This is a genomic window from Streptosporangium sp. G12 (genome assembly GCF_052983175.1).
Genome location: NZ_JBRIQO010000005.1, coordinates 310,058 through 324,269 on the forward strand (window position 1 = coordinate 310,058; position 14,212 = coordinate 324,269).

Here is a 14,212-nt window from a genome sequence, read left to right on the forward strand (position 1 = left end):
AACTTTGCCCATTATCAGCTGCAGCCGCTGGTGGAGCCGCAGCCCTCGCAGACGTAGCAGCTGCCGGCCGGGCGCATCTTGGTGCCGCAGGTCATGCAGAGCGGCGCGTCGGCGGTGCGGCCCTGGTGGGACTCCAGGGAGCCGGTGCGACGCGGGGTCTCCACGGGTACCGCCTCGGGGCGGGACCGCGGCTCCTCGGCGGGGGCCGGCTCGATGGGGGCCGAGGTGGCGAGTTCGGCGATGACCTCGTCGGTGTGGATCGGGGCCGGGTCCTCACCGCGCTGCTGGGCGGCGCGCTCGGAGGCGGAGAAGATCCCGAGGGCCGCGCGGTCGTCGTAGGGCAGGTGGTCCAGGGCCAGGCGGCGGAAGATGTAGTCCATCACCGAGGCGGCGATGCGGACGTCCGGGTCGTCGGTCATGCCGGCCGGGTCGAAACGCATGTTGACGAACTTGCCGACGTACGTCTCCAGCGGCACCCCGTACTGCAGGCCGATGGAGATGGCCACCGAGAACGCGTCCATGACGCCCGCGAGGGTCGAACCCTGCTTGGACATCTTCAGGAAGACCTCACCGAGGCCGTCGTCGGGGTAGGACGAGGCGGTCATGTAGCCCTTGGCGCCTCCCACGGTGAAGCGGGTGGTGGTGCTGGGGCGCTGGTTCGGCATCCGGCGGCGGGTCGGGCGGCTGATCTCCACGACCTGGATCGCCGGCTCGGCGGGCGTCTCCTTCTCCTCGGTCTTCTTGCCCGAGGCCGAGAGGGGCTGGCCGACCTTGCAGTTGTCGCGGTAGACGGCCAGGGCCTTCAGGCCGAGCTTCCAGCCCTCCATGTAGACCTGCTCGATGTCCTCGATCGTCGCGGACTCGGGAAGGTTGACCGTCTTGGAGATGGCTCCGGACAGGAACGGCTGGGCCGCGGCCATCATGCGGACGTGGCCCATCGGGGCGATCGCGCGCTCGCCCATGGCGCAGTCGAACACCTCGTAGTGCTCGCGCCGCAGGCCGGGGGCGTCGACGACGTGGCCGTGCTCGGCGATGAACTCGACGATCGCCTCGACCTGCTCCTCCTGGTAGCCCAGCCGCCGCAGCGCGCGGGGGATCGTCTGGTTGACGATCTGCATGGAGCCGCCGCCGACGAGCTTCTTGAACTTGACCAGGGCGAGGTCGGGCTCGATGCCGGTGGTGTCGCAGTCCATCATCAGGCCGATGGTGCCGGTCGGGGCGAGGAGCGAGGCCTGGGCGTTGCGGTAGCCGTTCCTGTCGCCGAGCCGCAGGCACTCGTTCCACTGCTTGGAGGCCTCGCGGTGGATGGCCCCGTCGATCTCGTCGAACGTGCGCAGGGCGTCGTTCGCGTCGTTGTGCTTGCGCATGACCCGCTTGTGCGCGTCGGCGTTGCGGGCGTAGCCGTCGTACGGACCCACGACCGCGGCCAGCTCGGCGCTGCGGCGGTAGGAGACGCCGGTCATCAGCGAGGTGATGGCCCCGGCGACCGCCCGGCCGCCGTCGGAGTCGTAGGCGTGGCCGGTGGCCATGAGCAGCGCGCCGAGGTTGGCGTAGCCGATGCCCAGCTGGCGGTAGGCGCGGGTGGTCTCGTCGATCTTCTCGGTCGGGAAGTCGGCGAAGGTGATGGAGACGTCCATCGCGGTGATGACCAGCTCGGTGATCTTCACGAAGTTCGCGATGTCGAAGGTGTCGTCGTCCTTCAGGAACTTCAGCAGGTTGATGCTCGCCAGGTTGCACGAGGAGTTGTCCAGGTGCAGGTATTCCGAGCAGGGGTTGCTGGCGGTGATGCGGCCCGTCTCCGGGCTGGTGTGCCAGTCGTTGATCGTGTCGTCGTACTGGAGGCCGGGGTCGGCGCACTCCCAGGCGGCCTTGCCCATCTTGCGGAACAGCTCTCTGGCGTCGATCTTCTCGATGACCTCGCCGGTGAGGCGGGCGCGCAGGCCGAACTCCTCGCCGTTCTCCACCGCGCGCATGAACTCGTCGGAGACGCGCACGGAGTTGTTGGCGTTCTGGTACTGGACGGAGACGATGTCCTTGCCGCCCAGGTCCATGTCGAACCCGGCGTCGCGGAGGGCGCGGATCTTGTCCTCCTCGCGCGCCTTGGTCTCGACGAACTCCTCGATGTCGGGGTGGTCGACGTCGAGGACGACCATCTTGGCGGCGCGGCGGGTGGCGCCCCCGGACTTGATGGTGCCCGCGGAGGCGTCCGCGCCGCGCATGAAGGAGACCGGGCCGCTGGCGGTGCCGCCGCTGGAGAGCAGCTCCTTGGAGGAACGGATCCGGGAGAGGTTGACGCCGGAGCCCGAACCTCCCTTGAAGATCACGCCCTCTTCCTTGTACCAGTCGAGGATCGACTCCATCTGGTCGTCGACGGCCAGGATGAAGCAGGCGCTGACCTGCTGCGGCGACGCGGTGCCGACGTTGAACCAGACGGGCGAGTTGAAGCTGAAGACCTGGTTGACCAGAGCGTGCTTGAGCTCGTGGTCGAAGATCTCGGCGTCCTCGTCGGTGGCGAAGTAGCCGTGCTCGACCGCCGTACGCGTGTAGACGCCCACCACCCGGTCGACCAGCTGCTTGAGGCTCCACTCCCGCTGCGGGGTGCCGACCGCGCCGCGGAAGTACTTGGTGGTCACGATGTTGGCGGCGTTGACCGACCACGACTGGGGGAACTCGACGCCGCGCTGCTCGAAGTTGATCGAGCCGTCGCGCCAGTTGGTCATGACGACGTCGCGGCGCTCCCAGGTCAGCTCGTCATAGGGATGCACGCCTGGCGTGGTGAAGATGCGCTTCATCTTCAGGCCCTTGCGCGGCCTCTTGCCCCCACGTGTCACCGCGCCGACAGTCTCCGTCATGACTTCCCCCTCCTGGGGCTCCGCAGAACCCTCGAATCGGACCACATCAACGCGCCGCCTCACCCCCGGCGCCCGGGGTCTGCATCAGTCCTGCTCGGTGGAGCGCTCCGCCCGGAGCCGCTCGATCTCCGCCTCGAAGTCGGCCAGGGTCTCGAACCCCCGGTAGACGGAGGCGAACCGCAGGTACGCCACCTCGTCCAGCTCGCGGAGCGGGCCCAGGATGGCCAGCCCGACCTCGTGGGCCGCGATCTCGGCGCACCCGGTGGCCCGGATGCTCTCCTCGACCCGCTGGCCCAGCTGCGCCAGGGAGTCCTCGCTGACGGACCGCCCCTGGCAGGCCCGCCGGACCCCGGCGATCACCTTGTCCCTGAAGAACGGCTCCGTCACACCGCTGCGCTTGCTCACCATGAGCAGGACGGTCTCCTGCGTGGTGAACCTGCGCCCGCATTCGGAGCACGTGCGCCTGCGGCGGATGGCCCCACCGTCCTCGGTGGCCCGGCTGTCGATGACTCGCGTGTCGAGATGGCGACAGAACGGACAATGCACGCGTGTCGCCTCCTTGACTACCGAAGCGGCCGACCCACTTCACCTACCCACCACGCGCACGCCCAGACGCTCGCGCACACACCTTCGAATAGTCGAGGTGCGGTAATGGAAACACAATCTGTGGTGAAGGGTTGCGATGCAGCCACTAGATGTTGTGGTCCAACCGTAGAAGTGCGCGACCATGAACGCAAGTTGAAACGACCTTGCCGGACGAAGTCGCTGATCAGCCGTCACATCCCGGCGTGTCGCCACCCGGGCGAGACCCCTCTCGTCCCGGGCACCTCTTCCCTCACAAACGCCCCGGGCGATCTGTCAGGCGAGACACCCCGCACTCCCCCTCCCCGCCCGCCGACCGCCCTCTCGGACCCCTCCCCCACGTACGCCGCCGCCCCTCCCCCACCTCGGGGGTCCACCTCGGGGACAGGCCCTCCCGGGCCTCAGCGGACGAGGCCCTCGGGGAGATAGAGCCGGGTCCCCGGCCGGACCGTCGAGCCGGACAGCCCGTTCAGGTCCATGACACGACGGACCATCGGGCCGGCGTCGGCCTCCTCCGTCAACGCGTCCGCGATCTCCCACAGCGTGTCGCCCGCGTGCACCGTGATCCGGGGAAGGCCCTCAAGGTCCGGTCGCCCGCCCGCCGAGGCCATGTCGATGCGCCCGCCGATCCAGAGCACCCCCAGGGTGAGGAGCGCGAGCACCGTCACCGCCACAATCCTTCCACGCCTGGTGAGCCGGAGTGGCCGCCGGACGGACGACGGACGGGCGACGCCGGAACGGCGGGCCCGCACCACGGGCGCCACCGCCGATCCCGGCGCCCTCCTCGGCCCGGATCCGCTCCCGAGCCCCCGCTCCGGCTCACGGCCAGGCCTCCGGCCCGGCTCGCGACCGGGTCGCCGTCTCCGCTCGCGCCCGGACGACCGCCCGGACTCCCGGCCGGACCCCTGCCCGGATTCACGCCCGGACAGCCGCTCGGCCCCCGGCCGGGACCCCTGCCCGGACCTCCGCCCCGGCTCACGGGCGGCCGCCTGTCCGGATTCGCGCCCAGACGCCCGCTCGGACACCCGCTCGAGGCCCTGCCCGGACCTCCGCCCCGGCCCACGGCCGGGGCGCGGCCCCGGCAGCGGTCCCGACACCGGCGCCGACCCCCGCCCGGACCCCGGCCCGGGCCCCGCCTCGGACCTTCGCGCGACCTCCGGCTCCGGCTCCGGTCGCGGGGGCGGCACGAGCCGCAGGCGCGGCGCCTCCGGTGAGCGCCGCGCCGCCCGGGATGCCGGCACGGTCCTGGATCGCGGTGTCGTCGTGGTCGGTTTCATGGTGACCCCCATCCCCTCGACCTGGCCGAACACATGTCGAAGAAAGATCGGCGAATCGAACACGATGTCGATCGAACTCCCGTACGATGTTGTACACCACGGCGTCGCCGATTTCGAGGACATTCGAACAATTGTTTGAATATGATCTTCGGCCGAGGTATGGTCGCTGTGTGCGACGTGTTAAATACAGACCGGGAGGCGAGGAGTTCGTATGAGCCAGCACAACGAGAACGGTTCGGCCGCCAGCGACCTGGCGGTGCGAAGGCGTGACTCCCTTGGCCTCACCCCCAGGCAGCGGAAGATCCTTGAGGTGATCCGCGATTCCGTGCAGCAGCGCGGTTACCCGCCGTCCATGCGGGAGATCGGTGAGGCGGTGCAGCTCACCAGCACCTCCAGCGTGTCGCACCAGCTGACGGCTTTGCAACGCAAGGGCTACCTGCGGCGTGATCCGCACCGCCCCCGCGCCCTGGAGGTCCGCCTTCCCGGCGAGCCCGTGCTGTGGGTGGATCCCGACTCCGGCGAGGACGAGGCCCCGGTCAGCCGCCCGACCGCCGCCTACGTCCCCCTGGTGGGCCGGATCGCCGCCGGTGGTCCCATCCTCGCCGAGGAGAGCATCGAGGACGTCTTCGCCCTGCCCAAGCAGCTTGTCGGCGAGGGCACCCTCTTCCTCCTCCAGGTGACCGGTGACTCGATGATCGAGGCCGCCATCGCCAACGGCGACTGGGTGGTCGTACGCCAGCAGCCGGTCGCCGACAACGGCGACGTGGTCGCGGCGATGATCGACGGTGAGGCCACGGTCAAGACCTTCAAGCGCAGAGACGGCCATGTCTGGCTGGTCCCGCACAACCCCAACTACGACCCGATCCCGGGTGACGAGGCCACCGTGCTCGGCAAGGTCGTCGCGGTCCTCCGCAAGCTCTGACGCGAGCGTTCCGGGGCGAGCTCCGGACCGTTCTTCTCCGCGCCTGCTGAGCGAGTTTCGAAACACGTCGTCCCGAGGCGAGTTCCATACCACGCGCCTCCGGCCTCCACGCGACACGCCGGAGGACGCGCGACACGCCGGATGGGCGGTGTCCCGACACGGGATACCGCCCATCCGGCGTTCTCAGGGCTTCCCCGGCCGCCTAGGGGACGATGTTGACCAGCTTGGGCGCGCGGACGATCACCTTTCGCGGCTCCCCGGACAGGAAGGACCGAACCTTCTCCGACGCCAGGGCCAGCGCCTCCAGGTCCGCCTCGGAGATCTCCGGGGAGACCTCCAGCCGGTCGCGCACCTTGCCCGCGACCTGGACGACGCAGGTGACCGACTCCTGGACCAGCAGTGCCGGATCGGCGACCGGCCAGCCCGCGGTGGCGACCGAGGCGGAGTGCCCCAGCCGCTCCCAGCCCTCCTCCGCCGCGTACGGCGCGACCAGGGACAGCATGACCGCCAGGGTCTCGGCGGCCTCCCTGACCGCCGGGTCGGCGGCGCCGGGCCCGGAGTCGATGGCCTTGCGGGCCGCGCTCGTCAGCTCCATCATGCGGGCCACCGCGACGTTGAAGCGGTGGGAGTCGACCAGCTTGGTGACCTCGTCGATGGTGTGGTGGACGACCTTGCGCAGGTTCAGGTCTCCGGCGGTGACGTCCACCCCGGGCGCCGAGGCCGCGCCGGCCTCGGCCATCACCCGGAACGCGCGGGCCAGGAACTTCTGCGACGCCGCCGGGGAGACGTCGGCCCAGTCGATGTCCTCCTCGGGCGGCCCAGCGAAGACGACGGTCAGCCTGACCGCGTCGACACCGTAGGCGTCGATCTGCTGGCCCAGGTCGACGCCGTTGCCCAGCGACTTGGACATCGCCTTGCCCTGGTTGATGACCTGCCCCTGGTTCAGCAGGCGGGTGAAGGGCTCGACGAAGTCGATCATCCCCATGTCGTGCAGGACCTTGGTGAAGAACCTGGCGTACAGCAGGTGCAGCACGGCGTGCTCGACGCCGCCGATGTACTGGTCGATCGGACCCCACCTGCGGACGCGCTCGACGTCGAACGGGCCGTCCTCGTACGCCGGGTCGACGTAGCGCAGGAAGTACCACGAGGAGTCGACGAAGGTGTCCATCGTGTCGGTGTCGCGCTTGGCCGGGCCGCCGCACTTGGGACAGGAGACGTTCACCCAGTCCTCGGCCGAGGCCAGCGGGGAGACGCCCTTGGGTGCCAGGGCCTCGCCGCGCATGTCGGGCAGGGTGACGGGCAGCTGGTCGTCGGGGACGGGGACCTCGCCGCAGTCGGCGCAGTGGATGATCGGGATCGGGCAGCCCCAGAAGCGCTGGCGGGACAGCAGCCAGTCGCGCAGCCGGAAGTTGACCGTGAACCGTCCGGTGCCCCGCTCGCTCAGCACCTCAATGATCTTCCGGATCGCCTCGGCCTTGGCCAGGCCGTCCAGCGGGCCGGAGTTGACCATCGCGCCGTCACCGGAGGTGGCGACGCCGGTCTCGCCCGGATCGGCCAGGCCGGTGTGCACGACCACCCGTACCGGCAGGTCGAAGGCGCGGGCGAAGTCCAGGTCGCGCTGGTCGTGCGCGGGCACGGCCATGATGGCGCCGTGGCCGTAGTCGGACAGCACGTAGTCGGCCGCCCAGACCGGCATGCGCTCGCCGTTGACCGGGTTGATGGCGTACCGGCCCAGGAAGACGCCGGTCTTCTCCTTCTCGGTGGACAGCCGGTCGATGTCGGACAGCTTGGAGACCTCGACCCGGTAGGCCTCGAACGCCTCGCGCCGGTCGTCGGTGACGATCTCCTCGGCCAGCGGCGCGTCCGGGGCGACCACGAAGAAGGTGGCGCCGTACAGGGTGTCGGGACGGGTGGTGTAGACGGTGACCGGCTCGTCGCGGCCCTCGATCACGAAGTTGACGTCGGCGCCCTCGGACCGGCCGATCCAGTTGCGCTGCATGGTCAGCACCCGCTCGGACCAGCCGCCCTCCAGCAGGGCCATGTCGTCCAGCAGCCGGTCGGCGTAATCAGTGATCTTGAAATACCACTGGGTCAGCTCGCGGCGGACGACCTCGGCGCCGCAGCGCTCGCACCTGCCGTCCTTGACCTGCTCGTTGGCCAGCACGGTCTGGTCGTTCGGGCACCAGTTGACCAGGCCGCCCTTGCGGTAGGCCAGGCCGCGCTCGAAGAAGCGGTTGAACAGCCACTGGGTCCACTTGTAGTACGAGGTGTCGCTGGTGTGCAGGCGGCGGGACCAGTCGAAGGAGATCGCGTAGCGCCGGTAGGAGTTGGCCTGGGTCTCGATGTTGGCGTAGGTCCACTCCGCCGGGTGCGCGTCGTGCTTGATCGCGGCGTTCTCGGCGGGCAGGCCGAAGGAGTCCCAGCCGACGGGGTGCAGCACGTTGTAGCCGCGCTGGACCCAGTAGCGGGAGATGACGTCGCCCAGGGCGAACACCTCGGCGTGTCCCATGTGCAGGTCGCCCGAGGGGTAGGAGAACATGTCGAGCATGTAGCGCCGCTCACGCGGGTCGGCGGGGTCGTCGGAGGCCCGGAAGGGGTCCAGTTCCTCCCACCTGCGCTGCCACTTGACCTGCAGGGCCTGCGGGTCATAGTGCTGCTCGTCGCTCTGCATGTCGGCTCGCTCGCTCACGTCGGTTTCCTCGGGGTGTGTCTGCGTGGATGGTCTGACCCGTCCGGCCCAATGCAAAAACCCCCCGCTCACGCGGAGGGCAGCCGCATCGGCAGGGCGCTCAGGGACGGGAGAGCCGATGCGGCCCGATAAGCAGGGTCGCGGCACGCATAGACCAAGACTATCGCAGCCCGCAAGGCGTATTCATGGCCAGGGAAAACAGGGCCGATCGCGGCAAGCGGGGGACAGGATCCGGCCAGGTCGGCAGAATGGGGTTCCCGTACTCGCGGGGCAACGAGACCCGATGGCTATGCGGCCTGTTGTGACCTCGTATGTCTCTCACGTTTACTCTTCTAACCGTGGCACATTCAGCAGAGCCGGGGCAGGGCCCGGATCCGATGGAGGTCGGCCTGCCCATGCAGGATCCGCCGACCGACCCCACCGGACTCCAGTTCAGGGGGGCGTTCTCCGGTTTCCCTGCGAGCCCCCCCGTCTCACGTGAGACCATGCCCAATACGCCTAATTCGGGCACCCGCGCGGGAGGTAAGGAAAGCATGGCCTCGGAGCAGTCCAGCCAGTCCCACCTGCCTCCGGCATGGCCGGAGGCTGCCGAGCCGTCGCCCTCGTGGACGAACGACCCCCTCGGTACCGGCCCTCGGCTCCCCCGCCCGCAGGACGAGTCGCAGGGCGGCAACGGCTCCTCGTGGCAGACCTCACCCGGCGGCGAGGGGCAGCGCCCCGCCGCCTCCCCGGCGGATCCCCCCGGCGGCCGGCCTCAGAGCCCCCCGTCCCACGACGACGGCCGCACGCAGCGCCCGCAGGCCGACGGCTGGGCACAGGCGTCGAACCCCCGGAGCGACAGCTGGTCGGAGGCTTTCAGCCCGCGCAACGACGGCTGGGCGCAGGCGTCCGCCCCCCAGGGTGACGGCTGGTCCCAGGCCTCCGGCCCGCAGGGATCAGGCACTCAGGGCGACGGCTGGTCCCAGGCCTCCGGCCCGCAGGGCACCGACGGCTCGCACCAGACCTCCCCCGGCAACGGATGGCCGCAATCCGCCTCCGCACAGGACGGCTGGGCACAGGCGTCCAGCCCGCGCAACGACGGCTGGGCGCAGGCGACCACCCCCCAGAGCGACGGCTGGGCACAGGCCTCCGGCCCGCAGGGATCGGGCGCTCAGGGATCAAACGCTCAAGGTGACGGCTGGGCACAGGCCTCCGGCCCGCAGGGCACCGACGGCTCGCACCAGACCTCCCCCGGCAACGGATGGCCGCAGCCCGCCTCCGCACAGGACGGCTGGGCGCAGGCCTCGGGCCCGCAGGCCGACGGCGACGGCCACCACCCGTCCTCCCCGAACAACGGATGGCCGCAGTCCACGCCGCCACAGGACGGCAACGCTCAGCCCACCTCCGCCCTCCAGGCCGGCTCTTCCAACGGCTGGGCGCAGGCCGGCACACCGACCAACGACGGCCGGCCCAGCGCCACGCCCCACGACGACAGCCGTGCGCAGAGCCCGCAGGCCAACGGCTGGGCACAGGCGACCAGCCCGCAGAACAACGGCTGGGCACAGGCGTCGAGCCCGCAGGGGGACGCGCGCCGGCAGGGTTCCGATGCGCCGGCGGGCGAGACGTGGCAGGCCGCCGCCCCGGGAAACGACGCCCCCGCCTGGCCTCCGGCACAGCCGACGGAGAACGGCGGGTGGCCGCCCTCACCCGCGCCGGCGGAGAACGCCCCCTGGCCACCCGCGGCCCCGGCGGGCGGTGGCGCGTGGCCTCCGGCCCTCTCCTCGGGGAACGCGGGTCCCGCCGAGGCGCAGACCTCGGCGTTCTCCCCCTCCTGGGCGGGCACCGACGCTCCGGCCGTTCCCTTCGGGAGCGCCCATCCCGGCGCCGCTCAGGGAAACGCCCAGGGCGCCCCTTCCGGCGTCGCCCCCGGTGGTCCCCCTTTCGGGGGCGCCTCACCTGAGGCCGGCGCCCCGAACGGCACCCCGAACGGCGACGGCACCGGAAACGCGCGGCGCAGCTACGGCGTGCCGGACACCCCCGCCATGTGGGCCCAGGCCGCGAACGCGGCGGCCTCCGGCGCACCCGCCCCCCAGGCCCCCGTTCATCCCGGAGCCGGCCCCGGGCCGTCCCAGCCCCAGCCCGGCCACCCGGGCCACCCGGGCCAGTCCGGACATGGGGGTCACCCCGGCCAGCCTGGGCATCCGGGCCAGCCCGGCCATCACCTGAGCCGCGACCCCTCCGACCCGAACAAGCCGTTCGTCACCGCGGGCCAGATCAGCGGCCCGAAGACACCTCCGCCCGAGCGCCAGCAGGAGCTGTGGAACACGGTCTTCGGCGACAACTACCAGGCCATCGAGGACGAGGACGAGCTCGGCGAGCGGGGACGGCCGGTCTGGATCTTCGCGCTGGCCGGGTCCGTGGTCATCGCGCTGCTCGGCGCGGTGCTCTGGGCGTTCCTGGCCGGGCCGCTGGCCGGCGGCGAGGAGATCGCCCCCGATCCCAAGCCCTCCGCGGCGGTCACCAAGAAGCCGGCCAAGCCCGCCGCCATCGGCCGCCTGCCGCGCTTCACCGGCGACGCGTCGCCGGTGGCCGGCACGCTCACCGACCAGCAGGCGGGGATCACCCTGGCACGGCTCGGCGCCCCCTGGCGGCAGGACCAGCGTCCCGGCATGCCCGCCTCCTACGGCTTCACGACCCGTCAGTATCTCCCGGCGGGTACGGACTCCACGGGCAAGACCCAGTTCGCGCAGCTGATGTCGGGCCCGCTCTCCCCGCGCCTGAAGAGCAAGTACACCTCGCCGGAGAACCTCGCACCGGTGATCAACGCGGTGGCCTCCAACGGGCGCAACAAGTTCTTCCCCGAGGGCAACACCGCCCGTAAGACCGCCCAGCAGACCCTGTCGGTGAACGGCCTGCCCGGCCAGCTCGCGGCGTACGAGATCACCTCGGGCGACTCGAAGACGACCATGGTCGTGGCGGCGGTGAGCACCGGCGCCGATCTGCCCTCGATCGTCTACATGTCGGTGCCGGACAGCAGGAAGGAATTGCTCCCCGACATCAACACCGTCTTCAAGTCGATCCGCGCGGCGGGGCAGTGACCACTCCGTAGGGATTCCCGAAAGCCGCGAACGACTTAGAAGGTGCACTCCATCCGCTTGATCCCGTTGATGAAGCTGGAGTGGAGCCGTTCGGGAGCGCCGCCCTCGATCCGCGGGACGCGGCGGAGCAACTCGCGGAACATGACGGTGATCTCGCGGCGGGCGAGGTGGGCGCCCAGGCAGAAGTGCGGTCCCGGGCCGCCGAAGCCGATGTGGGGGTTGGGACTGCGGGTGATGTCGAAGCGGAGCGGGTCGGTGAAGACGGTCTCGTCGCGGTTGGCGGCCCAGTAGTAGAACACGACCTTCTCCCCCGCGCGGTAGAGGTGGCCGTTCATCTCGTGGTCGCGGGTGACCTTCCTGCGCATGTAGTTGACCGGTGAGGCGAGGCGGACGATCTCCTCGACGGCACCGGGCAGGCGCCCGTCGAGGTCCTGGAGCAGCAACTCCCGCTGGCCGGGATGCTCGGTGAACAGGCGCAGGCCGTGGGAGATGGCGTTGCGGGTGGTCTCGTTGCCCGCCACCACCAGCAGGATGAAGAACGAGCCGAGCTCCTGCATCGTCAGCTTCTCACCGTCGATGTTGGCGTTGACCAGCGACGAGGTGAGGTCGGTCGTGGGATGTTCCGCCCGGTGCGCGGCGAGGTCCTGGACGAGCTGCTGGAGCTCCATCCCTGCGGTCAGCAGCCTCTCCGCGACGGTGTTCATGTCGAGGCCGACGTACTCGGGGTCGAAGCCTCCGAGGATGATGTTGGATCTGTCGAAGACAGCGCGGTAGTCCGTCTCCGGTATCCCCATCATGTCGCAGATGATCTTCAGGGGCAGCTTGGCGGCCACCTCGGTCACGAAGTCACAGCCGGGCCCCTTCGCGATCAGGTCGTCCACGATCCGCACGGCCGCGGCGTCGACGTCGACCTCGAACTGCTTGATCATCTTCGGGGTGAACGCCCGGGACACGATCCTGCGCAGCCGCGCGTGCCGGGGATCGTCCATATTGATCATCGAACCGAAGTACTCGGCGAACTCGGCGGGCATGTCGAGGATGTTGGTGGCCCCGCCGTCTCCCGAGCAGAACACCTCGGGAGTGCGGCTGGCCTCCAGGATGTCGGCGTGCTTGACCAGCGCGTGGTAGCCGGGCCCTCGCGGGATCAGCGGGTTCTCCATCTCCTGGTAGAAAACGGGACGCTCCAGCTCCCTCAGCAGCCGGAAGGCGTGCTCCCGCTCCGGCATGGGCCTGGACCAGAAGTCGTGGTCCGACAGGTCGAAGTCGCCGGCGGAGACGATCGGCTTCCGCTCGGCTGGCGTCACGTTCATGGCGCCCATCCTTTGGGAAAGCAAACGCTTGCGTCAATGCGAGGCCCCCTGGCGGCTCTCCCGGAATTTGGGAAAGCAAACGCTTGCGTCAATGCGAGGCCCCCTGGCGGCTCTCCCAGAATTTGGGAAACCAAACGCTCGCGTCAACGCAAGGCCCCCTGGCGGCGCTCAGAAGTCGCAGTCAAGATGCTTGATGCCGTTGATGAAGCTGGAACGCAGACGGTCGGGCTCCCCCACGGAACGGATTCCGGGCAGGCGGGTGAACAACTCGCGGAACATGACGGTGATCTCGCGGCGGGCGAGGTGGGCGCCCAGGCAGAAGTGCGGTCCCGGGCCGCCGAAGCCGACGTGCGGCCCCTCGGTACGCCGGATGTCGAAGCGGTGCGGGTCGGTGAAGACGCTCTCGTCGCGGTTGGCGGCCCAGTAGTACAGCAGGACCTTCTCCCCCGCGCGGTAGAGGTGGCCGTTCATCTCGTGGTCGCGGGTGAGGCTGCGGCGCATCCAGGCGACGGGCGAGGCGAGGCGGACGATCTCCTCGACGGCACCGGGCAGGCGCCCGTCGAGGTCCTGGAGCAGCAGCTCCCGCTGGCCGGGGTGCTCGGTGAACAGGTGCAGGCCGTGGGAGACGGCGTTGCGGGTGGTCTCGTTGCCCGCCACCACCAGCAGGATGAAGAACGAGCCGAGCTCCTGCATCGTCAGCTTCTCACCGTCGATGTTGGCACTGGTCAGAGCGGTGATGAGGTTGTCTCCCCCCTCGGCGGCCAGGGAGATGACGAGGTTCTGGAGTCCCTGCCCCGCACCGAGGAGCAACTCGGCCGCACGGCTGACGTCGGCGATGAACTCGGGGTCGCCGCCCGACAGGATGATGCTCGTGGCGTCGAAGACCGCCTGGTAGTGCTCGGGACCGATGCCCATCATGTCGCAGATGATCTTCAGGGGCAGCTTGGCGGCCACCTCGGTCACGAAGTCACAGCCGGGCCCCTTCGCGATCAGGTCGTCCACGATCCGCACGGCCGCGGCGTCGACGTCGACCTCGAACTGCTTGATCATCTTCGGGGTGAACGCCCGGGACACGATTCTGCGCAGCCGCGCGTGCCGGGGATCGTCCATATTGATCATCGAACCGAAGTACTCGCCGAACTCGGGGCCGAGGTCCTGGATGGACGTCGCCCCCCGGCCCGAGGAGAAGACGTCGGGGTGGCGGCTGGCCTCGATGATGTCCGCGTGCCGCACCAGGGCGTAGTAGCCGGGGCCGAGCGGGGCGAAGGGGATCTCGGGCTCGGCGAACAGGATGGGGCCCGGCTGCGCGCGGAGCACTGCGAAGGCGGCCTCCCGCTCGGCCATCGGCCGCTCCCAGAAGGAGATGTCCGACAGATCGATGTCCGCGAGTGAAACCGTCACGCCAGCCTCCACTAGAACCGCATTCTGTTTTCATGGATCCTGCCACAGGACCCTCGGCTCAACCAGCTCGGAACGAGATCGTCGACCTTCCCGGAGCGCTCC

Annotated in this window: 8 protein-coding genes; 2 read left to right on the forward strand and 6 right to left on the reverse strand. The window is 70.0% G+C overall.

Going from position 1 to position 14,212, the window contains the following annotated elements:
• Positions 1 to 14: 14 nt before the first annotated feature.
• The 3 genes from ACVCAG_RS10475 to ACVCAG_RS10485 all read right to left on the reverse strand — a co-directional run bounded on the left by ACVCAG_RS10475 (position 15) and on the right by ACVCAG_RS10485 (position 4,102).
• The gene (locus ACVCAG_RS10475; protein ID WP_440085179.1) at positions 15 to 2,852 is read right to left on the reverse strand and encodes a vitamin B12-dependent ribonucleotide reductase; all 2,838 of its coding nucleotides are present in this window, start codon (positions 2,850 to 2,852) and stop codon (positions 15 to 17) included.
• Positions 2,853 to 2,936: 84 nt separating this feature from the next.
• On the reverse strand, positions 2,937 to 3,398 hold the full coding sequence (gene nrdR / locus ACVCAG_RS10480) for a transcriptional regulator NrdR (protein WP_362682135.1): 462 nt from the start codon (positions 3,396 to 3,398) through the stop codon (positions 2,937 to 2,939).
• A 437-nt stretch (positions 3,399 to 3,835) separates the two neighbouring features.
• Positions 3,836 to 4,102, reverse strand: a complete 267-nt coding sequence (locus ACVCAG_RS10485; protein WP_440085180.1) for a LysM peptidoglycan-binding domain-containing protein — start codon at positions 4,100 to 4,102, stop codon at positions 3,836 to 3,838.
• A gap of 820 nt (positions 4,103 to 4,922) precedes the next feature.
• On the opposite strand from ACVCAG_RS10485, the gene lexA reads away from it, so the two are divergent.
• Positions 4,923 to 5,633: a transcriptional repressor LexA gene (gene lexA / locus ACVCAG_RS10490; RefSeq protein ID WP_350975199.1), complete on the forward strand. Its 711-nt coding sequence runs from the start codon at positions 4,923 to 4,925 to the stop codon at positions 5,631 to 5,633.
• 202 nt (positions 5,634 to 5,835) lie between these two features.
• On the opposite strand, the gene leuS is transcribed toward lexA, so the two are convergent.
• Positions 5,836 to 8,304, reverse strand: coding sequence for a leucine--tRNA ligase (gene leuS, locus ACVCAG_RS10495; protein WP_440085236.1), 2,469 nt, complete (start codon positions 8,302 to 8,304; stop codon positions 5,836 to 5,838).
• A 551-nt stretch (positions 8,305 to 8,855) separates the two neighbouring features.
• On the opposite strand from leuS, the gene ACVCAG_RS10500 reads away from it, so the two are divergent.
• Positions 8,856 to 11,399: a hypothetical protein gene (locus ACVCAG_RS10500; RefSeq protein ID WP_440085181.1), complete on the forward strand. Its 2,544-nt coding sequence runs from the start codon at positions 8,856 to 8,858 to the stop codon at positions 11,397 to 11,399.
• A gap of 35 nt (positions 11,400 to 11,434) precedes the next feature.
• Here ACVCAG_RS10500 and ACVCAG_RS10505 read toward each other — a convergent pair whose 3' ends face one another.
• Together ACVCAG_RS10505 and ACVCAG_RS10510 are read right to left on the reverse strand one after the other, a co-directional pair.
• A complete protein-coding gene (locus tag ACVCAG_RS10505) occupies positions 11,435 to 12,709 on the reverse strand; it encodes a cytochrome P450 (protein WP_440085182.1) in 1,275 nt (424 codons plus the stop codon).
• A gap of 168 nt (positions 12,710 to 12,877) precedes the next feature.
• Positions 12,878 to 14,053 (reverse strand): cytochrome P450, encoded by a 1,176-nt coding sequence (locus ACVCAG_RS10510; protein ID WP_440085237.1) that lies wholly within the window; start codon positions 14,051 to 14,053, stop codon positions 12,878 to 12,880.
• Positions 14,054 to 14,212: the final 159 nt, after the last annotated feature.